Origin of the sequence: Streptomyces chartreusis (genome assembly GCF_008704715.1) — a bacterium.
Lineage (GTDB): Bacteria > Actinomycetota > Actinomycetes > Streptomycetales > Streptomycetaceae > Streptomyces > Streptomyces chartreusis.
This window is the reverse complement of the sequence record NZ_CP023689.1, coordinates 3,156,899-3,179,493: the sequence shown is the minus strand read 5'-3', so window position 1 is coordinate 3,179,493 and position 22,595 is coordinate 3,156,899. Positions and strand designations below refer to the sequence as shown.

At 71.0% G+C, this 22,595-nt stretch carries 25 protein-coding genes; 19 read left to right on the top strand and 6 right to left on the bottom strand.

All coding sequences use genetic code 11. The features are described 5' to 3' along the window. Window positions 1-61 precede the first annotated feature (61 nt). Together CP983_RS13275 and CP983_RS43950 are read left to right on the top strand one after the other, a co-directional pair. Window positions 62-928, top strand: coding sequence for a thioesterase family protein (locus tag CP983_RS13275; protein WP_150499713.1), 867 nt, complete (start codon window positions 62-64; stop codon window positions 926-928). 131 nt (window positions 929-1,059) lie between these two features. Beyond that, the gene (locus CP983_RS43950) at window positions 1,060-1,479 is read left to right on the top strand and encodes a hypothetical protein (protein WP_229915071.1); all 420 of its coding nucleotides are present in this window, start codon (window positions 1,060-1,062) and stop codon (window positions 1,477-1,479) included. 77 nt (window positions 1,480-1,556) lie between these two features. Here the strand turns inward: CP983_RS43950 and CP983_RS13265 are convergent, their stop codons facing one another. Further along, the gene (locus CP983_RS13265; protein WP_107902571.1) at window positions 1,557-2,183 is read right to left on the bottom strand and encodes a TetR family transcriptional regulator; all 627 of its coding nucleotides are present in this window, start codon (window positions 2,181-2,183) and stop codon (window positions 1,557-1,559) included. A gap of 64 nt (window positions 2,184-2,247) precedes the next feature. Between CP983_RS13265 and CP983_RS13260 the strand changes: the two genes are divergently transcribed. The 3 genes from CP983_RS13260 (at window position 2,248) to CP983_RS13250 (ending at window position 4,120) form a co-directional block, all read left to right on the top strand. After that, on the top strand, window positions 2,248-2,481 hold the full coding sequence (locus CP983_RS13260; protein WP_150499712.1) for a DUF3099 domain-containing protein: 234 nt from the start codon (window positions 2,248-2,250) through the stop codon (window positions 2,479-2,481). Window positions 2,482-2,539: 58 nt separating this feature from the next. After that, on the top strand, window positions 2,540-2,818 hold the full coding sequence (locus CP983_RS13255; RefSeq protein WP_107902568.1) for a DUF4190 domain-containing protein: 279 nt from the start codon (window positions 2,540-2,542) through the stop codon (window positions 2,816-2,818). Window positions 2,819-2,944: 126 nt separating this feature from the next. Further along, window positions 2,945-4,120 (top strand): cysteine desulfurase family protein, encoded by a 1,176-nt coding sequence (locus CP983_RS13250; protein WP_107905165.1) that lies wholly within the window; start codon window positions 2,945-2,947, stop codon window positions 4,118-4,120. A gap of 48 nt (window positions 4,121-4,168) precedes the next feature. On the opposite strand, the gene CP983_RS13245 is transcribed toward CP983_RS13250, so the two are convergent. After that, a complete protein-coding gene (locus CP983_RS13245) occupies window positions 4,169-4,834 on the bottom strand; it encodes an N-acetylmuramoyl-L-alanine amidase (RefSeq protein ID WP_107902566.1) in 666 nt (221 codons plus the stop codon). 60 nt (window positions 4,835-4,894) lie between these two features. Here CP983_RS13245 and mnmA point away from each other — a divergent pair, with 60 nt between their 5' ends. Beyond that, window positions 4,895-6,025, top strand: coding sequence for a tRNA 2-thiouridine(34) synthase MnmA (mnmA, locus tag CP983_RS13240; RefSeq protein ID WP_150499711.1), 1,131 nt, complete (start codon window positions 4,895-4,897; stop codon window positions 6,023-6,025). A gap of 59 nt (window positions 6,026-6,084) precedes the next feature. On the opposite strand, the gene CP983_RS13235 is transcribed toward mnmA, so the two are convergent. Further along, a complete protein-coding gene (locus tag CP983_RS13235) occupies window positions 6,085-6,864 on the bottom strand; it encodes an alpha/beta fold hydrolase (RefSeq protein WP_150499710.1) in 780 nt (259 codons plus the stop codon). Between the two features lie 269 nt (window positions 6,865-7,133). On the opposite strand from CP983_RS13235, the gene CP983_RS13230 reads away from it, so the two are divergent. Continuing rightward, a complete protein-coding gene (locus CP983_RS13230) occupies window positions 7,134-8,276 on the top strand; it encodes an RNA-guided endonuclease InsQ/TnpB family protein (RefSeq protein WP_150506574.1) in 1,143 nt (380 codons plus the stop codon). A gap of 18 nt (window positions 8,277-8,294) precedes the next feature. Here the strand turns inward: CP983_RS13230 and CP983_RS13225 are convergent, their stop codons facing one another. Further along, the gene (locus CP983_RS13225; protein ID WP_107902560.1) at window positions 8,295-8,630 is read right to left on the bottom strand and encodes a DUF427 domain-containing protein; all 336 of its coding nucleotides are present in this window, start codon (window positions 8,628-8,630) and stop codon (window positions 8,295-8,297) included. A 50-nt stretch (window positions 8,631-8,680) separates the two neighbouring features. Between CP983_RS13225 and CP983_RS13220 the strand changes: the two genes are divergently transcribed. The 5 genes from CP983_RS13220 (at window position 8,681) to CP983_RS13200 (ending at window position 15,780) form a co-directional block, all read left to right on the top strand. Continuing rightward, a complete protein-coding gene (locus CP983_RS13220; RefSeq protein ID WP_107902558.1) occupies window positions 8,681-9,244 on the top strand; it encodes an LOG family protein in 564 nt (187 codons plus the stop codon). 18 nt (window positions 9,245-9,262) lie between these two features. Beyond that, a complete protein-coding gene (locus tag CP983_RS13215; protein ID WP_150499709.1) occupies window positions 9,263-9,961 on the top strand; it encodes an SDR family oxidoreductase in 699 nt (232 codons plus the stop codon). A gap of 103 nt (window positions 9,962-10,064) precedes the next feature. Further along, on the top strand, window positions 10,065-11,066 hold the full coding sequence (locus tag CP983_RS13210; protein WP_150499708.1) for a methionine synthase: 1,002 nt from the start codon (window positions 10,065-10,067) through the stop codon (window positions 11,064-11,066). 14 nt (window positions 11,067-11,080) lie between these two features. Continuing rightward, on the top strand, window positions 11,081-13,273 hold the full coding sequence (ligA, locus tag CP983_RS13205; protein ID WP_150499707.1) for an NAD-dependent DNA ligase LigA: 2,193 nt from the start codon (window positions 11,081-11,083) through the stop codon (window positions 13,271-13,273). Window positions 13,274-13,545: 272 nt separating this feature from the next. Beyond that, complete coding sequence (locus tag CP983_RS13200; RefSeq protein WP_150499706.1) at window positions 13,546-15,780, top strand: putative bifunctional diguanylate cyclase/phosphodiesterase; 2,235 nt, start codon at window positions 13,546-13,548, stop codon at window positions 15,778-15,780. 178 nt (window positions 15,781-15,958) lie between these two features. Here CP983_RS13200 and CP983_RS13195 read toward each other — a convergent pair whose 3' ends face one another. Continuing rightward, entirely contained in the window at window positions 15,959-16,546 is a 588-nt protein-coding gene (locus CP983_RS13195) for a TetR/AcrR family transcriptional regulator (protein WP_150499705.1), read from the bottom strand. 87 nt (window positions 16,547-16,633) lie between these two features. On the opposite strand from CP983_RS13195, the gene CP983_RS13190 reads away from it, so the two are divergent. The 6 genes from CP983_RS13190 to gatB all read left to right on the top strand — a co-directional run bounded on the left by CP983_RS13190 (window position 16,634) and on the right by gatB (window position 21,196). After that, on the top strand, window positions 16,634-17,005 hold the full coding sequence (locus CP983_RS13190) for a DUF4267 domain-containing protein (RefSeq protein WP_150499704.1): 372 nt from the start codon (window positions 16,634-16,636) through the stop codon (window positions 17,003-17,005). A gap of 37 nt (window positions 17,006-17,042) precedes the next feature. After that, entirely contained in the window at window positions 17,043-17,537 is a 495-nt protein-coding gene (locus CP983_RS13185) for a cupin domain-containing protein (protein WP_150499703.1), read from the top strand. Between the two features lie 97 nt (window positions 17,538-17,634). Then, window positions 17,635-17,931: an Asp-tRNA(Asn)/Glu-tRNA(Gln) amidotransferase subunit GatC gene (gene gatC, locus CP983_RS13180; protein WP_007384860.1), complete on the top strand. Its 297-nt coding sequence runs from the start codon at window positions 17,635-17,637 to the stop codon at window positions 17,929-17,931. 5 nt (window positions 17,932-17,936) lie between these two features. Further along, window positions 17,937-19,430 (top strand): Asp-tRNA(Asn)/Glu-tRNA(Gln) amidotransferase subunit GatA, encoded by a 1,494-nt coding sequence (gene gatA / locus CP983_RS13175; protein WP_125524350.1) that lies wholly within the window; start codon window positions 17,937-17,939, stop codon window positions 19,428-19,430. Continuing rightward, complete coding sequence (locus CP983_RS13170) at window positions 19,427-19,666, top strand: hypothetical protein (RefSeq protein WP_030950278.1); 240 nt, start codon at window positions 19,427-19,429, stop codon at window positions 19,664-19,666. The genes gatA and CP983_RS13170 overlap by 4 nt, the downstream gene beginning before the upstream one ends. Before the next feature lie 15 nt (window positions 19,667-19,681). Further along, complete coding sequence (gatB, locus tag CP983_RS13165) at window positions 19,682-21,196, top strand: Asp-tRNA(Asn)/Glu-tRNA(Gln) amidotransferase subunit GatB (RefSeq protein WP_150499702.1); 1,515 nt, start codon at window positions 19,682-19,684, stop codon at window positions 21,194-21,196. A 59-nt stretch (window positions 21,197-21,255) separates the two neighbouring features. On the opposite strand, the gene CP983_RS13160 is transcribed toward gatB, so the two are convergent. Further along, entirely contained in the window at window positions 21,256-22,062 is an 807-nt protein-coding gene (locus CP983_RS13160; protein ID WP_125524351.1) for an SAM-dependent methyltransferase, read from the bottom strand. 126 nt (window positions 22,063-22,188) lie between these two features. On the opposite strand from CP983_RS13160, the gene CP983_RS13155 reads away from it, so the two are divergent. Further along, window positions 22,189-22,572, top strand: coding sequence for a hypothetical protein (locus tag CP983_RS13155; protein ID WP_150499701.1), 384 nt, complete (start codon window positions 22,189-22,191; stop codon window positions 22,570-22,572). The last annotated feature ends 23 nt before the right edge of the window (window positions 22,573-22,595 follow it).

The following is a 22,595-nucleotide window of genomic DNA, read 5'->3' as shown; positions in this document are numbered from 1 at the left end:
GCCCGGATCTCACCAGATTCCAAAGCTACCGCTTAGTAGTTAGCTGTTGTACCGTTCATCCATGCCAGAAGCAGCCTCCGCCACGACGGCCCGACGGGCCACGATCGGCGACAGCGAGTTCGACCGCGACACCGCGCTCACCCGCCGCGAACCCGGCGTCTACGACATCGACCTCTCCGCCGGCTGGACCATCATCAGCGCCGTCAACGGCGGCTATCTGCTGGCAGTCCTCGGCCGCGCCCTCGCGGACGCCCTGCCGCACGCCGACCCGTTCACGATCTCCGCGCACTACCTCACCGCCTCCCAGCCGGGCCCGGCGGTCGTCCGCACCGACGTGGTGCGCACGGGCCGGACCCTGTCGACCGGCCAGGCCTCGCTCTTCCAGTTCGACGAGCAGGGCCGCGAGATCGAGCGGATCCGCGTCCTCGCCTCCTACGGCGACCTGGACTCCCTCCCCGACGACGTCCGTACGACGGCCGAGCCGCCCGTGATCCCGCCGATGGAGCACTGCTTCGGCCCCGAGGACGGCCCCGCCCCCGTCGACGGCAGCTCGGCCATCGCCGACCGTCTGATGCTCAAGCTCGACCCGGCCACCCTTGGCTGGGCGCTCGGGCAGCCCTCCGGCCGGGGTGAGATGCGCGCCTGGTTCGGCCTGGCCGACGGCCGGGACGCCGACCCCTTCTCGCTGCTCCTCGCGGTGGACGCGCTGCCGCCGACCGCCTTCGAGATCGGCATCTCCGGCTGGGTCCCCACGGTCGAGCTGACCGCCCACATACGCTGCCGCCCGGCTCCCGGCCCGCTGCGGGTGTCGATCACCACCCGCAACCTCGCGGGCGGCTTCCTGGAGGAGGACGCCGAGGTCTGGGACAGCGCCGGCCGGCTGGTGGCCCAGTCGAGGCAGCTGGCCCGGGTGCGGCTCGCGCGCTGAAGCGACCCGCGCGATCGCGGCCGCCCGCCGGGCGCACAGGCCGCCGACAGCGGATCCTCAAGTGGGCCCTAACCGGGGTTGGTTGAGTTCCCGCTCCAGGACTTTTCTCATCTTCCATGGAGCGGTCTCTCATGAAGCGTGCGCGTCTCCTCCCCGCCGTCGCCCTGCTGGCGCTCTCGCCCCTGGCCCTCGTGGCCTGCGGGTCCGGCGACTCGTCGTCGACGTCGAACAACGGCGGCTCCGGGCAGCAGCAGTCGTGCCAACAGCCGTCGGGCACGCCCTCGGGCATGCCGAGCGGGGCGCCGTCGGGTGCGCCCTCGGCCGGTGCGGCCGGTGCCTCCGGTGTGCCGTCGGGGGCGCCGAGCGGTGCTCCCAGTGGTGCTCCGAGCGGCGCACCGACTGGTGCTCCGGGCGGGGGGCAGGGTGGTCCCGGTGGCGGGCCGGGCGGTGGCTGCGGCGGTGGTCCCGGTGGTGGCCAGGGTGGCGGGGCCGCGCCCAGCGGTGCCCCGAGCGGTGCGCCGAGCGCGGCGGCCTCCGCGACCGAGGGCTGACGCGCGACGCGGTACGGCACGAATGAGGGCGGTACTCCCGGTGACCGGGGGTGCCGCCCTGTTCGTGCTGCCGGCGCTCAGTCCAGCCAGTGCTCCCGGCCGATGCTGATCAGCCGCATCCTGCGGGTCGCGGCCTGGGCGACGCCGTGCCGCTCGTCCTCCGGGGCCTCCAGCACGTCCAGGAACAGCGAGGCCGTGATCAGCATCTGGTCGACGTAGAGGTGGGCGAGCATGAGGAGGTCCTCGTCGTTCCAGCCCTCGGAGAGCGGGTCCTTGGCGAGGGCCTCCTTCACCTCGCCCGCGAACCGGGCCAGTTGGTCCTGGATCGCCTCCCGTACGGACTGCACCCCGCCGTGCCGCTCGCGGGCGATGAAGCGCACATGCGCCGGATGCGTCTCGACATGGCCGGCGATCAACTCGACGGCCCGTTCTATGCGTCGGTCGCTGTCGCCGACCGAGGAGACGATCGTGCGGATCATCGGGTGCAGACTGCCCAGCGCCTCCTCGACGAGGGCGACGCCGAGGTCGGCCGTGGAACGGAAGTGCCGGTAGAAGGCGGTCGGGGCGACGCCGACGGCGCGGGTGACCTCGCGCAGGCCCAGGCTGCTCAGGCTCTGCTCCTCCAGCAGTGCCAGCGCCGCGTCCAGCAGCGCCTGGCGGGTCTTCTGTTTCTGGGCCTGCCGAAGGCCGAGGGTGTGACTCATACCATGCAGTTAACAACTGTTCTCTGGAATTGAAAAGCCGTGCGGCGCGCTAGACTTGGGGTCAGTGAACAACTGTTACTACAACTGTTCACCGAAATGTAACGAGAGAGATCGCCACAAGAGATCTCGGAGGGGGATCCGACCCATGCTGTTCCTTGTCGCCGCGCTCCTGCTGCTGGGCGTGGTGCTGGGCGCCGTCGCCCACGCACCGCTCGCCTTCACGGTCGTCGCCGCCGGTGTGATCGCCGTCTGGCTGGCCGTCTTCGCCGCCCGTGAGCGGCACGCCCGCCGCAACTGACTTCACCGATCGACTTCGCCGACCCGGACCGAACCGACACATCAGGAGCTGACACCCCATGCATCTCACCGCACCGGCCACCGCCCGCCCCGGCGCGCGCAGCCGCACCCGCGACGCCGACGGCATGGCCGTGGCGTCCTTCATCCTCGGCCTGCTCGGCCTGCTGGTCTTCAACGTGTTCCTCGGCCCGACCGCCATCGTCCTGGCCGCCGCGTCCCTGTGGCGTGGCACCGGCCGCAAGGGCCGGGCGTACCTGGGCATGGGGCTGGGCGTCGCCGACCTGCTGGTCCTGCTGGCGTTCATCCAGATGGACAGCACGCTGTCCTGGAGCTTCTAGGGGCGGTCGTCGCACGGGCGACGAGGGCACCGACTCCGGTGGGGAACCTGTAGGGGCACCCCCGGCCGCAACCGGCCGACCTTGACACAAGGCCCCTTACCGGCGCCCTTTAGAATCGTGGCCACCATGGCTTACCTCGACCACGCCGCGACGACCCCCATGCTCCCGGAGGCGGCAGAGGCGCTGACCGCCCAGCTGAGCGTCACGGGCAACGCCTCCTCCCTCCACGCATCCGGCCGCCGCGCGAGGCGCACCGTCGAGGAGGCCCGCGAGACCCTCGCGGAATCGCTCGGCGCCCGCCCCAGCGAGGTCGTGCTGACCTCCGGCGGCACCGAGGCCGACAACCTCGCGGTCAAGGGCCTGTACTGGTCCCGCCGCGACGCCGACCCGGCGAGGACCCGCACCCGCGTCCTGGCCAGCCCCGTCGAACACCACGCCGTCCTCGACGCCGTCCACTGGCTCGGCGAGCACGAGGGCGCCACGATCGAGTACCTCCCGGTCGACTCCCACGGCCGCGTCCACCCCGACGCCCTGCGCGAAGCGATCGCCCGCGACCCCCACGACGTCGCCCTGGCCACCGTGATGTGGGCCAACAACGAGATCGGCACCGTCATGCCGATCCGCGAACTGGCCGACGTGGCAGCCGAGTTCGACGTCCCCCTGCACGCCGACGCCGTCCAGGCCTTCGGCCAGGTACCCGTCGACTTCGCCGCGTCCGGCCTCGCCGCCATGACCGTCTCCGGCCACAAGATCGGCGGCCCGTACGGCATCGGCGCCCTGCTCCTCGGCCGCGACCAGACCCCCGTACCCGTCCTGCACGGCGGCGGCCAGGAGCGCCACGTCCGCTCCGGCACCCTCGACGTCCCCGCCATCGCCTCCTTCGCGGTCGCCGGCCGCCTCGCCGCCGAACAGCGCGAGTGGTTCGCCCGGGAGATCGGCGCCCTGCGCGACTCCCTGGTCGAGGCGGTCCGTACGGCGGTCCCGGACGCGATCCTCGGCGGCGACCCGGCACCCGACGGCCGGCTCCCCGCCAACGCCCACTTCACCTTCCCGGGCTGCGAGGGCGACTCCCTGCTCCTGCTGCTGGACGCCCAGGGCATCGAGTGCTCCACCGGCTCCGCCTGCACCGCGGGAGTCGCCCAGCCCAGCCACGTCCTGCTGGCCACCGGCACCGACCCCGACCTGGCCCGCGGGACCCTGCGCTTCTCCCTCGGCCACACCTCCACGGAGGCCGACGTCGAAGCGGTCGCCAAGGCGATCGGTCCGGCGGTGGAACGGGCGCGGGCCGCCGGTCTGACATAGGGCGCCGGCCGGTCCCACGGGGAGCTCCGGCCGGCACCACGGGGAGCGCTATGCGGGCGCCGTGCGTGCCGTCCGTACGAGCTTCATGTACCGGTCCCAGTCCCAGTGCTTTCCGGGGTCCGTGTGGTCGGTGCCCGGCACCTCCACGTGCCCGATGATGTGCTCGCGGTCGACGGGGATGTCGTAGCGCGCGCATATCCGGGCCGTCAGCCGGGCCGATGCCTCGTACATCTCGTCCGTGAGGTCCTGCGGGCGCTCCACGAAGCCCTCGTGCTCGATGCCGACACTGCGTTCGTTGTAGTCGCGGTTGCCCGCGTGGTACGCCACGTCCAGCTCGCGGATCATCTGCGTGATGTGGCCGTCCTTGCGGACGATGTAGTGGGCGGCCGCCCCGTGCTCCGGGTCCTGGAACACCTTCACCGCGCTGTCGAAGCTGCCCTGGGTGACATGGATGACCACCATGTCTATGCCGTAGTCGTCGGGCCGGTCCGCCCGCCGCCAGTTCGCGTCCGACGCCGCCACCCAGCGCGCGCCCGCGAAGTCGACCTCGCCCTCCTTGCGCGGCTTCTCCACGCCAGGCACCCGCCACCACAGGCGCGCCAGCTCGTCCCGGGCCAGCACGGCCGAGCCCACCGCGGCCGCCGTCCCGCCGATGAGCAACGCACGACGCCCGACCTTCCGGTCGCCGTCCTTCGGAGCCTTCCGCTGTCCCATGTGATCGTCAACGGATACTCGTGGGCCCTGGTTCCCGCGCCCCCGTACCCTGGAAGGGTTATGACTGACACCGCGCAGCCCTCCCGCCCCCTCCGCGTCCTCGCCGCCATGTCCGGCGGGGTCGACTCCGCCGTCGCCGCCGCCCGCGCGGCCGAAGCGGGTCACGACGTGACCGGCGTCCACCTCGCGCTCTCCGCGAACCCTCAATCCTTCCGCACGGGCGCGCGGGGCTGTTGCACCATCGAGGACTCCCGTGACGCCCGCCGCGCCGCCGACGTCATCGGCATCCCGTTCTACGTGTGGGACCTCGCCGACCGCTTCCGCGAGGACGTCGTCGAGGACTTCATCGCGGAGTACGAGGCCGGCCGCACCCCGAACCCGTGCCTGCGCTGCAACGAGAAGATCAAGTTCGCGGCACTCCTCGACAAGGCGCTGGCCCTCGGCTTCGACGCCGTCTGCACCGGCCACTACGCCACCGTCGTGCTGAACGACGACGGCACCCGTGAGCTGCACCGTGCCTCCGACATGGCCAAGGACCAGTCGTACGTCCTCGGCGTCCTGGACGAGAAGCAGCTGGCGCACGCGATGTTCCCGCTCGGCGACACGCTGACCACGAAGGACGAGATCCGCGCGGAGGCCGAGCGGCGTGGCCTCGCGGTCGCGAAGAAGCCCGACTCGCACGACATCTGCTTCATCGCCGACGGCGACACCCAGGGCTTCCTCGCGCACCGGCTCGGCAAGGCCGAGGGCGACATCGTCGACGAGTCCGGCGCCAAGCTCGGCACGCACGAGGGCGCGTTCGGCTTCACCATCGGCCAGCGCAAGGGCCTGCGCATCGGCACCCCGGCCCCCGACGGCAAGCCGCGCTACGTCCTCGACATCTCGCCGGTGAACAACACGGTGACGGTCGGCCCGGCGGCCTCCCTGGACGTCGTCGCCCTCACCGCCATCAAGCCCCGCTGGTGCGGCGCCGCCCCGACCGGCCCCGGTACCTACACCGCCCAGCTGCGCGCCCACGGCGGCGAGACCGAGGTGACCGCCGAGCTGATCGACGGCTCCCTGGAGGTCACCTTCACCGAGCCCGTCCGCGGCGTGGCCCCCGGCCAGGCGATCGTCCTGTACGACGACACGCGCGTGGTGGGCTCGGCGACGATCGCGTCCACGGTACGGGCGACACCGACGGCGGTCTGAGGCGACGGCCCCGACGCCGGCGGGGGCGCCCGGTCACCTCGGCCGGCCGGGCCGCCGCGTCACTTCGCGAAGAACTCCGTCAGCACCGGCGCCAGCACGTCCGGCTCCACCATGTGGGTCTGTCCCTCCAGGCTCCGGTACGACCCGCCGGGCGCCGTCCGTGCGACCGCCCGCGCCGCCTCGTGCATCCACGCGGGGCTCGCGCTGCCCGCGACGGCCAGCACCGGCGCGGTGATCGACGCGAGCCGGTCCCGGGGCACCAGACCGTCGCCCATGACGGCGTTGTCGTGGGCGAGGCTCGGCGCGATCGTCTCCATCCCGGCCCACATGGGGGACTGGCGGGCGCCCTGGATCATCTGCTCGGCCATCCCGGTCAGCCGCAGGAACAGCTCGACGGCGTCCCCGCGGCGGCCCTCGTCCAGCGCCGCCGTCAGCCGCTCGGTGTACTCCGCGCGCTCCTGCGCACCGCCCTCGTACACGGCGAACGGCACCTCGTAGACCGCGACCTGACGCACCGGCAGCCCGCTCGCCGCCGCCCGGAGCACCAGCGCGCCGCCCGAGGAGGTGCCGTACAGCGCCGCCTCGCCGCCCAGCGCGTCGATGAGCGCGGCGAGATCCTCGACCTCGCGCTCCACGGCGTACGGCGAGGCCGCACCGCTCGCGCCGCGCCCGCGGCGGTCGTACACGGCCACTCTGAAGTGCTTCGACAGGGGCACGGCCAGCGGCGCCACCGTGCCCCCGGTGGACATCGCCCCACTGACGAGGATCACCGCCGGGCCGTCACCGCTGGTCTCGTACGCGATGGAGGTGCCGTCGGCCGACTTGGTGTTCTTATCCATGTCTGTGGAGATTGCCGTAAGGCGCGAAACTAATCGTTCACCTTCACCTGCGTGTCCGATTTCCTGAGGCGCGGCCCGCACAAGCGAGCAAGGAATCGAACCTGTGTTGCCAGATTCGCTGGTTGTAGTGGCTGTGTCGTGATCAAGGGACGGTTGTGCGCATCTCGCACATACAGTCTCAACTGGAAGCAGGGGCGCAGGAGGGGCAGGCAAGGGAGGAACGCGTGACGAAGGGGGGTGGGTGTGCCCGGTACACCTTCCGGCTTCGCATGTCGTCGTGGGCTTGCACGGCGCTCCTGGCGGAGTGGGACCGCTGCCGGTGGATCTGGAACGAGTGCGTCGCCCGCTCGAAGAAGGCCCACCGTGATGGGGAGAAGTGCGGCCCGGCCCGGCTTGACCGGATGCTGACCGAGGCCCGTGCCGTCACACCGTGGCTGGCTGAGGGCGCGTCGATGCCGCAGCAGCAGCTCATCCGTGACTTCGGCAAGTCTCGCGCGAAGGCACTCAAGGACATTAAGGACCGCTTGCCGCAGCGGCAGCGGGCCGGGATGCCGAAACACAAGAGGAAGCGCGAGGCTGACCCCACACTCAACTACACGCGCCGTGGCTTTCGACTCAAGGACAGACGCTTGCACCTCGTGGGCGGCATCGTCCTGACAGTGGTGTGGTCACGTGAGTTGCCCGCTGAGCCGTCCAGCGTGCGGGTGTACCGGGACAGCATCGGTCACTGGTACGCCTCGTTCGTCGTGCGCACCGAAGTCCAGCCGCTTCCGGCTACCGGCGCAGTGATCGGCGTCGACTGGGGTGTGAAGGAGACCGCCACCACCACGTCGGACGCCCACGACCTCTCGCATGCTGAGCACGGCAGGAAGACCCAGGCGAAACTGTCACGGTACGACCGGATGATGGCTCGCCGTAGACCCGCAAAAGGAGAGCCGGCCTCCAAGGGCTACCGCAAGGCGAAGATGCTGCGCGCCAAGGCGTGCAAGAAGGTGGCCCGCCAGCGACAGGACACCGGACGCAAGTGGGCAAAGAAGGTTGTGACTGACCACGATGCCATGGCGGTGGAGGACTTCCGCCCAAAGTTCCTGGCCAGGACCCCCATGGCCCGTAAGGCGGCTGATGCCGCGATCGGAGCCACCAAACGCGCTCTGATCGAGATGGGCCGCAAGCACGGGCGCGATGTTCGGCTCGTGCACCCCGCGTACACAACCATGGATTGCGGTCGATGCGGAGCGAGAGCCAAGCACGCGCTGCCGCTGTCGGAACGTACCTATACCTGCATCGAGTGCGGAGCCATGTCCTCCAGGGACAGGAACTCCGCCCGCGTGATGCTCGTCCGGGCTGGTCTGAACCCGGTTGGCGCCGAGGGCGCAAGACCTCCTGGAGCGCTGCTCCAGGAGGCAGCCTGAGCCAGAAATCCCCCGCCGCTACGGGAGGGGAGCAGTCAATTCGACTTCGTAGAAGCAGAGGTGGTCCTTGATCTCCGCCACGTCCGGCTTCGGGTCGGGGTAGGACCAGACGAGGTCCGTGGCGCCCGGCAGCGACCAGTAGGACGCCGTTCCCTTGAAGGGGCAGTAGGTGTGGGTGTCGGAGGGGGTCAGCAGCTCCAGCCGTACGTCCTCGGCGGGGATGTAGTAGCGGGCGGGACAGCCCGTCTCGCGCAGGACGAGCGCGCGGTCGCTCTCCGCGAGGACCTGGTCGCCGTGCACCGCCCGCACGCGTCGCGTGCCCTGCTCGATCGTGATCGTGTGTCCATCAGCCATATCCGAAGAGCGCTCGCGGGCGCCGGGTTCTTCCCGCGTACGGTGGCTGCATGCGAATCTGCGTCTTCCTCTCCGCCGCCGACCTCGACGACCGTTACACGCGCCCCGCGCGCGAGTTCGCGAAACTGCTGGGCAAGGGCGGTCACACGCTCGTCTGGGGCGGTTCCGACGTCGGGCTGATGAAGGTCGTCGCGGACGGCGTGCAGGAGGCGGGCGGCCGGCTCGTCGGGGTCTCCGTGGAGTTCCTGGCCGCCAAGGTCCGCCCGGGTGTGGACGAGATGGTGATCACCAAGGACCTCGCCGAGCGCAAGCGGCTGCTGCTGGAGAAGGCCGACGCCGTGGTGATCATGGTCGGCGGCACGGGCACGCTCGACGAGGCCACCGAGATCCTGGAGCTGAAGAAGCACGGCCACACGGACAAGCCGGTGGTCCTGCTCAACACCGCCGGCTTCTACGACGGCCTGAAGGAGCAGTTCCGGCGCATGGAGGACGAGGGCTTTCTGCCCCGCCCGCTGACCGAGCTGGTGTTCTTCGCCGAGGAGCCGGTCGGGGCGCTGGCCTACCTGGAGGCTGTGACATCAGCGGCTCCCGCCGCGGACCAGGGCGTGGAGTGATTCCCCGCTGATGCGAGCATGGCGGGCATGGCTACACATGTGATCACCGGAGCCGGATCCGGCATCGGCGCGGCCGTCGCCCGCCGCCTGCACGCGCGCGGGGACGAACTCGTGCTCCACGCGCGCGACGCGGGCCGCGCGAAGGAACTTGCGGCGGAGTTCCCCGGCGCCCGGACGCTGGTCGGCGACCTGGCCGACCCGGACAAGCTGTCCTGGGCCTTCTCCCACCAGTCGCTCCCCGACCGGGTGGACTCCCTGCTGCACATCGCCGGGGTCGTCGACCTCGGCCCGGTGGCGGACCTGACCCCGAAGACCTGGCGCCACCAGCTCAACGTCAATCTCATCGCCCCCGCCGAACTGACCCGGCACTTCCTCCCGCAGCTCCGCACCACCCGCGGCCAGGTGATCTTCGTGAACTCCGGCGCCGGCCTGAACGCGCACGCCGACTGGTCCGCCTACGCCGCGTCGAAGCACGGCCTGAAGGCACTCGCCGACTCGCTCCGCCATGAGGAGCACGGCAACGGCGTCCGGGTCACCACGGTCTACCCGGGCCGCACGGCCAGCCCCATGCAGGCCAAGGTCCACCAGCAGGAGGGCAAGGAGTACGACGCCGCGAAGTGGATCGACCCCGAGTCGGTGGCCACGACGATCCTGATGGCCCTGGACCTGCCGAGGGACGCCGAGGTCAACGACCTGACGGTGCGGCCGGGGCGCTGAAGGACGCGGCCCCTCCGGCGTTCGAGGAGCGGGTTCCGGGGCTGAGCCCCGGAGGGATGGGACGGGTAGGGGCGGCGGGGGCGGAAAACATAGGCTTCTGGGCGTGAACGCAAACCCCACCTTCGCCCCCGCCACCGGCATCGGTTCCATGCCGGGCGGCGACGCCCGGGAAGCCGCCAAGACCGTCACCGGGTCCTTCGAGGACTTCCCGTTCCTCGCCGAACAGCCCGCCCGCGGGCCCGGCGCCGACATGATCGGGCGGACCGCCGGGATGCTCGTCGAGCTGTACGCGCGCGTGGAGCCCAGCGGGTGGCGGATCGGGGACCGCCCGGGGCGGGACACCAGGCGTGCCCGGTCCTGGCTGGGGGAGGACCTCGACGCGCTGGAGGAGTTCACGCAGGACTACCAGGGGCAGCTCAAGGTCCAGGCCGTGGGGCCCTGGACCCTGGCCGCCGCGCTGGAGCTGAAGAACGGCGAGTCCGCGCTCGGCGACCCCGGCGCCTGCCGCGACCTCGCCGCCTCGCTCGCCGAGGGACTGCGCCAGCACCTCGCCGAGGTCCACCGCCGAGTCCCCGGCGCCCAGATCGTGCTGCAACTCGACGAGCCGTCCCTCACCGCCGTCCTGCGCGGGCAGGTGAGGACCGCCAGCGGATACCGGACATACCGCGCCGTGGACCGGCAGCTCGTGGAGGCCACGCTCCGCGACGTCGTCGGGGTTCACGGCGACGGCCCCGTCGTGGTCCACTCGTGCGCACCGGACGTCCCGTTCGCCCTGTTGCGCCGGGCGGGCGTGGCGGCGATCTCCTTCGACTTCTCCCTCCTCACCGAGCGTGACGACGAAGCGATCGGTGAGGCGGTGGAATCGGGTACCCGGCTCTTCGCCGGTGTCGTCCCGGGCACGGACGGCCCATTGTCAGACCCTGCCGGTAGCGTCATGGGTGTCAGGACGCTGTGGCGCAGGCTGGGACTGTCACCGGGGCTTCTCGCGGAGGCGGTCACCATCACGCCATCGTGCGGACTCGCGGGGGCTTCTCCCGAGTACGCGCGCAAGGTTCTCGCCCATTGCGTCCGGGCGGCGAGATCCCTCGCGGACAACCCAGAGTAACGGGAGGAAACACGGTGGCCGGCGACAAGCAAGCGGAGACGACGGTGCCCACCGAGGCACGGGAGCAGCACGCGAAGCTCGCTGAGCAGATCGAGGAGCACCGCTTCCGGTACTACGTGAAGGACGCCCCGGTCGTCAGCGACGCGGAGTTCGACGACCTGCTGCGCATCCTCGAAGCGCTGGAGGACGACTACCCGGAGCTGCGCACCCCGGACTCGCCGACCCAGAAGGTGTCCGTCGAGTTCGAGACAGATCTGGCCGAGGTCGAGCACCGCGAGCGCATGCTCTCCCTCGACAACGTCTTCGACGACGCCGGGCTCGCCGCCTGGGCCGAGCGCGTCCACAAGGACGTCGGCACCCCCGGGTACCACTTCCTGTGCGAGCTCAAGGTCGACGGCCTCGCGGTGAACCTGACGTACGAGAACGGCAGGCTGACCCGCGCGGCCACCCGCGGCACGGGCCGGATCGGCGAGGACATCACGCCCAACGTGATGACGATCGCGGAGATCCCGCACCGGCTGGCCGGCGACCACGTCCCGGGGCTCGTCGAGATCCGCGGCGAGGTCTACTTCCCGATGGAGGCGTTCGAGGCGCTCAACGCCCGCCGGGTCGCGGCCGGCGAGAAGCCGTACGCCAACCCGCGCAACTCCGCCTCGGGTTCACTGCGCCAGAAGGACCCGAAGGTCACCGCGACCCTTCCGCTGCACATGGTCGTCCACGGCATCGGCGCCCTTGAGGGCTTCGAGGGCCTGTCCCGGCTGTCCGGGGCCTACGACCTGCTCAAGTCCTGGGGCCTGCCCACCTCCCGGCACAACAGAGTCGTCGACGACCTCGACGGCGTCCGCGAGTTCATCGCGTACTACGGCGAGAACCGCCACTCCGTGGAGCACGAGATCGACGGCGTGGTCGTCAAGCTCGACGAGATCCCGCTCCAGGGCCGCCTCGGCTCCACCTCGCGCGCCCCGCGCTGGGCCATCGCGTACAAGTACGCGCCGGAGGAGGTCAACACCAAGCTCGTCAACATCCGTGTGGGTGTCGGCCGCACCGGCCGCGTCACGCCGTACGCCCAGGTCGAGCCCGTCACGGTCGCGGGCTCGGAGGTCGAGTTCGCCACCCTGCACAACCAGGACGTGGTCAAGGCCAAGGGCGTTCTCATCGGGGACACGGTGGTGCTGCGCAAGGCCGGTGACGTCATCCCGGAGATCCTCGGACCGGTCGTCGACCTGCGCGACGGCAGCGAGCGCGAGTTCGTGATGCCGTCCGAGTGCCCGGAGTGCGGTACGGCGCTCAGGCCCATGAAGGAGGGCGACGTCGACCTGCGCTGCCCGAACGCCCGCTCCTGCCCGGCCCAGTTGCGCGAGCGGCTGTTCTACCTCGCGGGCCGCAAGGCGCTGGACATCGAGCACTTCGGCTATGTAGCCGCCGCCGCGCTCACCAAGCCGCTGGAGCCGTCCGAGCCGCCGCTGATGGACGAGGGCGACCTGTTCGACCTGAGCGCCGAGCAGTTGCTGCCCATCAGGGCGTACGTCCTCGACCAGGACAGCGGCCTGCCCAAGCGCGACCCGAAGACCGGCGAGGAGAAGATCGCCACGGTCTTCGCCAACCAGCAGGGCGAGCTCAAGAAGAACGCGGTTTCGATGCTGGAGTTCATCGCCGCCGCCAAGGAGCGCCCGCTGGCCCGCGTCCTCACCGGCCTGTCGATCCGTCACGTCGGCCCGGTCGCCGCCGAGGCGCTGGCCCGCGAGTTCCGCTCCATCGACCGCATCGAGCAGGCGAGCGAGGAGGAGCTGGCGAACACCGACGGCGTCGGGTCGATCATCGCCGCCTCGCTCAAGGAGTGGTTCGCCGAGGAGTGGCACCAGGAAATCCTGCGCAAGTGGCGGGCGGCCGGCGTCCGCATGGAGGAGGAGGGCTCCGGTGAGGACGAGGGGCCGCGTCCGCTGGAGGGGCTCACCGTCGTCGTCACCGGCACACTGGAGCACTTCACGCGCGACGGCGCCAAGGAAGCGCTCCAGAGCCGCGGAGCGAAGGTAACCGGTTCCGTTTCGAAAAAGACATCTTTTGTGGTGGTGGGCGACAACCCCGGATCCAAGTACGACAAGGCGATGCAGCTGAAGGTGCCTGTCCTGAACGAGGACGGCTTCAATGTCCTGCTGGAACAGGGGCCGGAAGCGGCGGCCGAAGTTGCCCTCCCCGCAGAGGAGTAACGGTTGAAGGCCACCCGATCGGTGCATACCAGATGCATACGGGTGGCTGGGGCGCATTCGGGCAACCGTCGACGACCGCTGCCCGTGGAAGCCTTCTGCGGCCTACTGTTGAGATGTGCGCCTGCCGTGCCCAGCTGCGGTTGGGGCATCCCCTTGCTCTTGAAGGGCTTTGAAGGGTGAGGGGAAGGGCTTTCCAACGCGGTGCCGTTGAAGGTCGATTTCGGGCATCGGGCCGCGTGGCGTGGGCACCGCCGGCTGTGAGAGGGACGGGAATGGAACCGACCGAGAGCGCCGCCCCGCACTCACGGTTGCGCCGGCTGGCCGGCGCATGGCGAGAGTGGGCGGCGCGGACCGCGGAGCGTTCGCGGGCGGAAAGAGTCGCGGGGGGCGCCGCGGGGGCGCGCACCGTGCCGGACGCCCGCACCACCGTACAGATCGGCGTCGAGCCCACCGTCGGGCCGGCGCACCCCGACCACGAACGCCACCTGTCCTGGCCCGCGCTGCCCGCGGCGGTCGTCGCGGCGGCCGCGTTCGTCCTGGGCGCCGGGTTCTACCGGGCGTTCACGGACCATCACGCCCTCTTCCCGTCGGGCACGGTCGGCTGGGCGCTGGCCGTGCTGACCGGCGTCATCGTCGGCCATCTGGTCGCCCTCGGCCGCGCCCGCTGGTGGGGCGGCACCGGCTCCGGCGCCGCCCTCACCCTCGCCGTGCTGATGCTCTACGGCTGGGTGCCCGCCGGCATGGTCAGCCTCACCGTCGTCGTCCTGGTCGGCGTGGCACGCCGCAACCGCTGGCGCCAGGGCGTGCTGCACGGCGCGGTGGACATCCTCGGCATCGCCGCCGGCGCCCTGGTGCTGGCCGCCTTCGGCCGGGTGCCCACCGTCGAGAACCCCTGGAACCCGGACACCTGGACGCTCTACACCGCGCCCGGCGTGGTGCTCGTCGCCGCCGCCTACCTCGCCGTCACCCGGGTCCTGCTCTGGTACCTCCAGGCCCCGCGCGGCGGCCTGCCGACCGTGGAGCGCACCGCGCTGGTCCGGCAGGGCCTGGTCGCCGTCGCGCTGCTCGGGATCGCACCGCTGGTGTGCGTCGTCGCCATTGCCAAGCCGCTGCTGCTGCCGCTTTTCGCCATTCCGCTCGTCGCCCTCGACTCCACCCTGTGGATAGCCCGGGCCCGGGCGGAGGAGCAGTTGCGCGATCCGCTGACCGGGCTGCCCAACCGGCAGTGGCTGCTGGAACGCATCTGGACCGCACTGGACGACGCCGAGCGCATCGGCGCCCGGTCCGCCCTGATGCTGATCGACCTCGACCGGTTCCGATCGGTCAATGACACGCTCGGTCATCTCGCAGGTGACCGGCTGCTGTTGCAGATAGCGGACCGGCTGCGGCTGGCCCTGCCGCGCGGGGCGGAGGCCGCGCGGCTCGGCGGTGACGAGTTCGCCGTCTTACTGCCCGTCGCCGACTCCACGACGTCCGCGACCCGGGTCGCCCGCGGCCTTGTCACCGCCCTGAGCTCGCCGCTCGACCTCGACGGCCTCACCCTGGTCCTGGAGGCCAGCGCCGGCGTCGCGGTCTTCCCGGACCACGCCCTCGACGCCGAGGGGCTGCTGCGGCGCGCGGACGTGGCGATGTACCAGGCGAAGCGGGACCGCACCGGCGTCGAGGTCTACGAGTCCAAGCGCGACTCGAACACCCCCGACCGGCTCGGGCTGCTGGGCGATCTGCGCCGGGCCCTCGACGCGCACGAGGTCGAACTGCACTACCAGCCCAAGGTCCGCTTCGACGGCCAGGTGGCGGGCCTCGAGGCCCTGGTCCGGTGGGTGCACCCGGAGCGCGGGAAGGTGCCGCCGGACGAGTTCATAGCGATCGCCGAGTCGTCCGGCCTGATGCCGCATCTGACGGAGTACGTGCTGGAGACGGCGCTCGCTCAGGTCGCCCGCTGGCGGGCCCAGGGACTGCATGTCCCCGTGGCGGTCAACGTCTCCCCGCGCGACGTCCACACTCCCGGCTTCGCCGGCTCCGTCGCCGCCCGGCTCGCCCGGCACGGTGTCCCTGCGGGATCGCTCCAACTGGAGATAACGGAACACGTCCTGTTGGAGGACCCGCAGCGAGCCGCGGACACGCTGGCCGGACTGACCGGGCACGGCGTGAAGATGTCCCTGGACGACTTCGGCACGGGCTACTCGTCCCTGGTCCACCTCAGACGGCTGCCGGTGAGTGAGCTGAAGATCGACCGGTCGTTCGTGGCCCGGCTCGCGGTGGACAACGAGGACGCCGAGATCGTGCGCTGCACCGTCGATCTGGCGCACTCGCTGGGCCTGCTCGTGGTCGCCGAGGGCGTCGAGGACGACGAGACCTGGGAGCGGCTGCGCGACCTGCGCTGCGACGCCGTACAGGGCTGGCTGGTGGCCGCCGCGATGCCGCCGGAGGAGGCCACGGCATGGCTGCTTGCGCGCGGGTCGCGCGGCTGGCAGCGGCCGCGCGCGGCACTGCCTGCCGCGGAGTAGGTCTCCTGCCAGTGCCGGGTACTCGGTGCTGAGTGCCGGGTGCCGCGAGGGGTGGTGGGTGGCTGCGGCGCCGTCGTGGCGGGTCGCGCAGTTCCCCGCGCCCCTGAGGGCGTTGTCCAGCCGCCAGCCGCCAGCCGCCAGCCGCCAGCCGCCAGCCGCCAGCCGCCAGCCGATCTGTTCAGCGGCTCGCGTCCGCCGTGAAGTGTCCGATCAGCAGCGCCAGCCTCTGCTCATGATCCCTCTCGGGTAGCCGCCCGCTGCGCATCAGGGTCACCAGACCGTGCAGCCCCGCCCAGTACGTCTCCGTCAGCACCCCCAGGTCCTCGCCCACCCCGGCGATCGGCTCCACCGCCGCCGCGAGCTCCCCGAAGGCCCGCTTCAGCGGCTCCGGGGCCTCGTCCGTGGCGAACGGCAGATCCACCCGGTACGTGAACATGGCGTCGTACAGCGCCGGTCGGCGTCGGCCGAAGGACGTGTACGTCTCGCCCACCGCCGTCAGCGCCGCGCGGGTGCCCTTCGCCGCCGTACGGGCCGCGAGCAGTTCGTCCGCGAGGTCGGCGCAGCCCTGTACGGCCACCGCCGCCATGATCGCGTCCTTGCCCTTGAAGTGGCTGTAGAGGACGGGCTGGCTGTACTCGATCTCCGCCGCGAGGCGGCGGGTCGTCACCGCGTCCCAGCCCTCCGACTCCGCGAGTTCCCGTGCGGCCGTGACGATGAGCCGCTCGCGTTCCGCTCGTTCGCGCTCCTTGCGCGTCTGGATCGTCATGCCAGGAATTCTAGCAGTGCTAGCGCATCTGTCGATGCTCTGCTAGCTTCGCTCTTGTCCCTAGCAGTGCTAGCGAGGAGTCAAGTCATGACCGTGACCGCGTACACCCTGGCCGTCGTCCTCAACCTGTTCTGCCTGTTCCTCGGCTACCGGTTCCTGCTCCAGCCCGCCTCCGCCGCCACCGGCTACGGCGTCCCGGCCCGGCCGGAGGGCGACGCCGGCGCCTATCTCTCCGTCAAGGGCCTGCGGGACGGCACCTTCGGCGTGGTGGGACTGGTGCTGCTGTTCTTCGTCAGCGCCCGTGCGGAGGCCTGGTTCATGCTCGCCGTGGCACTCGTCCCGCTCTTCGACACACTGATAGTGCTGCGCAACGGCGGCGCGAAGGCGACGGCCTTCGGGATCCACTTCGCCACGGCGGTCGTCGTCCTCAGCAGCGCCGTCCTGTTGTTCCTCGTCTGAGCACGCCAACACCGATCTCGCACCGGGGGTTCGAGACATGTCGCTGTTCGTTCCGAAGTTCGACGAGTCCGTGATCGTCCGTGCGGCGGAGGCCGAGCTCGTCGGCCGGGCGCCCACCACCGTCCGCCTGCTGGCCGACAGCAGCCACACCGGAGGCGCGCTGTCCACCCAGCGCGTCACGCTCACCGGCGGCGCGGACGGCGCCAAACCGCACTGGCACGACAACTCCGCCGAGATGTTCTTCCTGCTCGACGGCGCCGCCGAGATCCTCTCCGGCGACGACGTCGTCACCGCGGGCCCCGGCGACCTGGTCGTGGTGCCGCCCGGCAAACCGCACGCCTTCGCCGCCGTACCGGGCGCCGACGCCGACCTGCTCATCGTCATCACGCCGGGCGTCGAGCGCTTCGAGTACTTCCGCCACCTCCAGCGCATCGCGCTGGGCGAGGCCACCGTGGAGAGCCTGCTGGAGGTGCAGGACCGCTACGACAACCACTTCATGAGGAGCGAGGTCTGGGACGGGCGCCGCGGGTGACCACGAGGGCGGGGCGGGGAAACCGTTTAACGGCCATCGCTCCCCGCCCCATAGGATTGGCCCCAAACCACAAACTCTCACCCCAGAGGATCGCTGCATGCCTGGCATCACGCGCGAGGAGGTCGCCCACCTCGCCCGGCTGGCGCGTCTGGAGCTGAAGCCCGAAGAGCTCGAGCACTTCGCGGGACAGCTGGACGACATCATCGGCGCGGTCGCACGCGTCAGTGAGGTCGCCGACCAAGACGTACCGCCGACCTCGCACCCGCTCCCGCTGACGAACGTCATGCGGGCGGACGAGGTCCGTCCGTCGCTCACCCCCGAGCAGGCGCTCTCCGGCGCCCCGGCCCAGGAGCAGCAGCGTTTCAAGGTGCCGCAGATCCTGGGGGAGGACTAATCGCCATGACGGACATCATCAAGCTCACGGCCGCCGAGACCGCCGAGAAGATCGCCTCCGGCGAGCTCACGGCCGTACAGGTCACCGAGGCCCACCTCGCCCGGATCGAGGCCGTCGACGAGAAGGTGCACGCCTTCCTGCACGTCGACCGCGAGGGCGCCCTCGCCCAGGCCCGTGCCGTGGACGACAAGCGCGCCAAGGGCGAGAAGCTCGGCCCGCTGGCCGGCGTCCCGCTCGCGCTGAAGGACATCTTCACCACCGAGGGCATTCCGACGACCGTCGGCTCGAAGATCCTCGAGGGCTGGATCCCGCCGTACGACGCCACCCTCACCAAGCGCCTCAAGGCCGCCGACGTCGTCATCCTCGGCAAGACCAACATGGACGAGTTCGCCATGGGGTCGTCGACGGAGAACAGCGCCTACGGGCCGACCGGCAACCCCTGGGACCTCACCAAGATCCCCGGCGGCTCGGGCGGTGGCTCCTCCGCCGCGCTCGCCTCCTTCCAGGCCCCCCTCGCCATCGGCACCGACACCGGCGGCTCCATCCGCCAGCCCGCCTCCGTCACCGGCACGGTGGGCGTCAAGCCGACGTACGGCGCGGTCTCCCGCTTCGGCATGGTGGCCTTCTCGTCCTCCCTCGACCAGGGCGGCCCCTGCGCCCGTACGGTCCTGGACGCGGCCCTGCTGCACGAGGTCATCGCCGGGCACGACCCGCTCGACTCCACCTCCATCGACGCCCCGGTCCCGCCGGTCGTCGAGGCCGCCCGCAACGGCAGCGTGCAGGGCATGCGCGTCGGCGTGGTCAAGCAGTTCCGCGGCGAGGGCTACCAGGCCGGCGTCATCCAGCGCTTCGACGAGTCCGTCGAGGTGCTGAAGGAGCTGGGCGCCGAGATCGTCGAGCTGGACTGCCCGTCCTTCGACCTCGCCCTGTCGGCGTACTACCTGATCGCCCCGTCCGAGTGCTCCTCCAACCTCGCCCGCTTCGACGGCCTGCGCTACGGCCTGCGGACCGGCGACGACGGCACGCACTCCGCCGAGGAGGTCACCTCCCTCACCCGTGAGGCGGGCTTCGGCCCCGAGGTCAAGCGCCGCATCATGCTCGGCACGTACGCCCTGTCGAGCGGTTACTACGACGCGTACTACGGCAGCGCCCAGAAGGTCCGCACGCTCATCACGCGCGACTTCGAGAAGGCCTTCGAGCAGGTCGACGTGATCGTCTCCCCGACGACCCCGACCACCGCCTTCGCGATCGGCGAGCGTGCCGACGACCCGATGGCGATGTACCTCGCGGACCTGTGCACCATCCCGACCAACCTCGCGGGCAACGCGGCCATGTCGCTGCCGTGCGGTCTCGCCCCGGAGGACAACCTCCCCGTCGGTCTCCAGATCATCGCCCCGGCGTTGAAGGACGACCGTCTTTACAAGGTCGGGGCGGCCGTCGAGGCGGCCTTCGTGGAAAAGTGGGGGCACCCGCTCCTGGAGGAGGCACCGTCGCTGTGAGCAAGCTGTCGAAGGCCAAGGACTTCAAGAAGTCCAAGTCCGGTCTGTACCTGTCCATGGCCACCACCGCGTTCGGTGCGGTCAGCGTCGCCAAGCAGGCCAAGAAGGCCCGCACGGAGAGCGACACGCTGCGCCTGATCGACGCCGCCGTGTCCGCCGCCGCCATCGCCACCGGCCTCGCCATCCTCTACCGCGAGCTGAAGCGGCTGGGCGACGACGACGTCCTGCTCGGCTGAGAGGGAAGTTTCACCGTGACCACCACGACCGACCTGGTGTCGTACGAGGACGCTCTCGCGTCGTACGACCCCGTCATGGGCCTCGAGGTCCATGTCGAACTCGGCACCAAGACCAAGATGTTCTGCGGCTGTTCGACCGCCCTCGGTCAGGACGCCAACACGCAGACCTGCCCGACCTGCCTCGGCCTGCCCGGCGCGCTCCCGGTCGTCAACGCGACCGGCGTCGAGTCCGCGATCAAGATCGGTCTCGCGCTGAACTGCGAGATCGCCGAGTGGTGCCGCTTCGCCCGGAAGAACTACTTCTATCCGGACATGCCGAAGAACTTCCAGACCTCCCAGTACGACGAGCCGATCGCCTTCAACGGCTTCCTCGACGTGCAGCTGGAGGACGGCGAGACCTTCCGCGTGGAGATCGAGCGCGCCCACATGGAGGAGGACACCGGCAAGTCGACGCACGTCGGCGGCGCGACGGGCCGTATCCACGGCGCCTCGCACTCGCTGCTGGACTACAACCGCGCCGGTATCCCGCTCATCGAGATCGTCACCAAGCCGATCGAGGGCGCGGGCGAGCGTGCCCCCGAGGTGGCGAAGGCGTACGTCCGTGAGCTGCGCGAGCTCATCCGGGCGCTCGGTGTCTCCGAGGCCCGTATGGAGATGGGCCAGATGCGCTGCGACGTGAACCTGTCGCTGCGCCCGAACGGCACCGAGAAGTTCGGCACCCGCTCGGAGACGAAGAACGTCAACTCGCTGCGGTCCGTGGAGCGCGCGGCCCGCTTCGAGATCCAGCGGCACGCGGCCGTGCTGTCGTCCGGCGGCACGATCATCCAGGAGACCCGCCACTTCCACGAGGACACCGGGTCGACGACCTCGGGCCGCGTGAAGGAGGAGGCCGAGGACTACCGGTACTTCCCCGAGCCGGACCTCGTTCCGGTGGCCCCCTCGCGCGAGTGGGTCGAGGAGATCAGGGCAGCCCTGCCCGAGATGCCGCTGGCCCGTCGTACCCGGCTCCTCGCCGAGTGGGGCATCACCGCCCTCGACATGCAGGCGATCCTCAACGCCGGTGCCCTGGACCCGATCGTCGCCACGATCGACGCCGGTGCCGACGCCGCCTCCGCCCGCAAGTGGTGGATGGGTGAACTGGCGCGCAGCGCCAACGAGTCGGGCAGGTCGCTGGACGAGCTGGCCATCACGCCGGTCGAGGTCGCCCGTGTCTCCGAGCTGGTCTCGAAGGGCGACCTGAACGACAAGCTGGCCCGTCAGGTCATCGAGGGCGTCCTCGCGGGCGAGGGTGCCCCGGACGAGGTCGTCGACAAGCGCGGTCTGAAGGTCGTCTCCGACGAGGGCGCCCTGGGTGCCGCCGTCGACGAGGCCATCGCCGGCAACCCGGGCATCGCCGACAAGATCCGCTCCGGCAAGGTCGCCGCGGCCGGCGCCCTGGTCGGCGCGGTCATGAAGGCGACCCGGGGTCAGGCCGACGCGGCCCGCGTCAAGGAGCTGATCCTTGAGAAGCTGGGCGTCAGCGAGGGCTGACCCGCTAGCCGTACACCCCGAGGGGGACGCATCGACCGTGATGCGTCCCCCTCGGCGCGTCATCCGACGCGGCGGCCCACCAGCCGTACGAAGCCCAGCGCGCGGCCCTCGTCCCGCCGCACCATCTCGCCTACCCGGCGGGCCATCGTGCGGTGGAACTCCTCCGGGCTCTCCTCGGCGATCACCTCGCACCACAGCAGCCAGTCGCGCCAGCCGTCCTCCAGCCAGTCGGCGGCCTCGACCTCGACGGCCCCGCTGCGGGTCCAATGGCGGCGCCACCAGTTCGCGGAGTGGAAGCACCAGTAGTCGGGCTCCCACCACGGCGCGAGGTGCTCCGGCGGTTCGAGGCCGTCCGGCTCCTCGCGCAGCGCGGGCACGACGACGCCGATCCGGCCGCCCGGCTTCAACAGCCGGGTGAGCGTGGGCAGATAGAGATCGTCGGTGCCGAAGTACTGATACGCGTCGACGCTCACGATCGTGTCGAAGCCGCCCTCGGCGAACGGCAGGTCGTGCGCCTCGACGCGCACCGGCAGCACCCGGTCGGCGAAGCCGGCCTCCGCGACGCGCCGGGCGTTGTCGTCGGGCTCGATCCACAGGTCGGCGGCGGTGACCTGGGCGTCGTACTCCCTGGCCAGGAAGACGGAGGTCATCGCCCGGCCGCAGCCCAGGTCCAGGACACGGGCGCCCGGGCGCAGGGCGTCCAGGCCGAGGGCGGGGGCCAGCCACTCCAGCAGCCAGAGGGCGTTGGGGCCCATCTGGTTCTCGACGACCCAGCGGGGGTCGTAGCTGTTACTGCGCGGGTGGCCGGGGTGGGCCAGCCGCTTGGCGAGATCCTCGTCCGAGGTCCTCGGGGTGATGTCTGGCATCGGTGAACGGGCTCCTTGAGTCCGGGGCAGCGGAAAGGGATACGGAGGAGCTCGGTCCGACGCTCAAACCATGCGCCTGCCCAGGTCGGCGGCGGCGTGCCGCCCGACGCGCTACGCTCGCCCGCCATGAGTGGACGCGGTGATTCCGAGATATCCGAAACGGGGGAGGAGCAGCACGCCGAGAGTGGCCAGGACGTCGAGGACGTCGAGGACGTCGAGGGGATCGAGAACCTTGAGGATCTTGAGGACCTCGACGATCCGGAGGACGTGGCGCGGCGGGCCCGCTGGACGGCCGCCGGGAGCGGGGCGTTGCTGGCTCTCGCCGGGCTGGCCGCCGCGGTGCTGCGGGTCACGGGCTCGGCTCCGGCGCTCGTCCCGGCCGCCTATGCCTTCGGGGCCGGCTTCTGTGCGTTCGCCGCGTTCCTCGGCTCCCGGGGGCGCACCCGGCGAGCCCTGTGGGTGCTCGTGGCCGGAGTGATGGTGATGGCGCTCGGGGACCAGTTCGACTGATGTGACAGTTGCCACTCGGCAAC

Excerpts from the sequence above, each read along its gene's own strand:
- CP983_RS13275 (WP_150499713.1), top strand. The coding sequence starts at position 62 with ATGCCAGAAGCAGCCTCCGCCACGACGGCCCGACGGGCCACGATCGGC.
- CP983_RS43950 (WP_229915071.1), top strand. The coding sequence starts at position 1,060 with ATGAAGCGTGCGCGTCTCCTCCCCGCCGTCGCCCTGCTGGCGCTCTCG.
- CP983_RS13265 (WP_107902571.1), bottom strand. The coding sequence starts at position 2,183 with ATGAGTCACACCCTCGGCCTTCGGCAGGCCCAGAAACAGAAGACCCGC.
- CP983_RS13255 (WP_107902568.1), top strand. The coding sequence starts at position 2,540 with ATGCATCTCACCGCACCGGCCACCGCCCGCCCCGGCGCGCGCAGCCGC.
- CP983_RS13250 (WP_107905165.1), top strand. The coding sequence starts at position 2,945 with ATGGCTTACCTCGACCACGCCGCGACGACCCCCATGCTCCCGGAGGCG.
- CP983_RS13245 (WP_107902566.1), bottom strand. The coding sequence starts at position 4,834 with ATGGGACAGCGGAAGGCTCCGAAGGACGGCGACCGGAAGGTCGGGCGT.
- mnmA (WP_150499711.1), top strand. The coding sequence starts at position 4,895 with ATGACTGACACCGCGCAGCCCTCCCGCCCCCTCCGCGTCCTCGCCGCC.
- CP983_RS13235 (WP_150499710.1), bottom strand. The coding sequence starts at position 6,864 with ATGGATAAGAACACCAAGTCGGCCGACGGCACCTCCATCGCGTACGAG.
- CP983_RS13230 (WP_150506574.1), top strand. The coding sequence starts at position 7,134 with ATGTCGTCGTGGGCTTGCACGGCGCTCCTGGCGGAGTGGGACCGCTGC.
- CP983_RS13225 (WP_107902560.1), bottom strand. The coding sequence starts at position 8,630 with ATGGCTGATGGACACACGATCACGATCGAGCAGGGCACGCGACGCGTG.
- CP983_RS13220 (WP_107902558.1), top strand. The coding sequence starts at position 8,681 with ATGCGAATCTGCGTCTTCCTCTCCGCCGCCGACCTCGACGACCGTTAC.
- CP983_RS13215 (WP_150499709.1), top strand. The coding sequence starts at position 9,263 with ATGGCGGGCATGGCTACACATGTGATCACCGGAGCCGGATCCGGCATC.
- CP983_RS13200 (WP_150499706.1), top strand. The coding sequence starts at position 13,546 with ATGGAACCGACCGAGAGCGCCGCCCCGCACTCACGGTTGCGCCGGCTG.
- CP983_RS13195 (WP_150499705.1), bottom strand. The coding sequence starts at position 16,546 with ATGACGATCCAGACGCGCAAGGAGCGCGAACGAGCGGAACGCGAGCGG.
- CP983_RS13190 (WP_150499704.1), top strand. The coding sequence starts at position 16,634 with ATGACCGTGACCGCGTACACCCTGGCCGTCGTCCTCAACCTGTTCTGC.
- CP983_RS13185 (WP_150499703.1), top strand. The coding sequence starts at position 17,043 with ATGTCGCTGTTCGTTCCGAAGTTCGACGAGTCCGTGATCGTCCGTGCG.
- gatC (WP_007384860.1), top strand. The coding sequence starts at position 17,635 with ATGCCTGGCATCACGCGCGAGGAGGTCGCCCACCTCGCCCGGCTGGCG.
- gatA (WP_125524350.1), top strand. The coding sequence starts at position 17,937 with ATGACGGACATCATCAAGCTCACGGCCGCCGAGACCGCCGAGAAGATC.
- CP983_RS13160 (WP_125524351.1), bottom strand. The coding sequence starts at position 22,062 with ATGCCAGACATCACCCCGAGGACCTCGGACGAGGATCTCGCCAAGCGG.
- CP983_RS13155 (WP_150499701.1), top strand. The coding sequence starts at position 22,189 with ATGAGTGGACGCGGTGATTCCGAGATATCCGAAACGGGGGAGGAGCAG.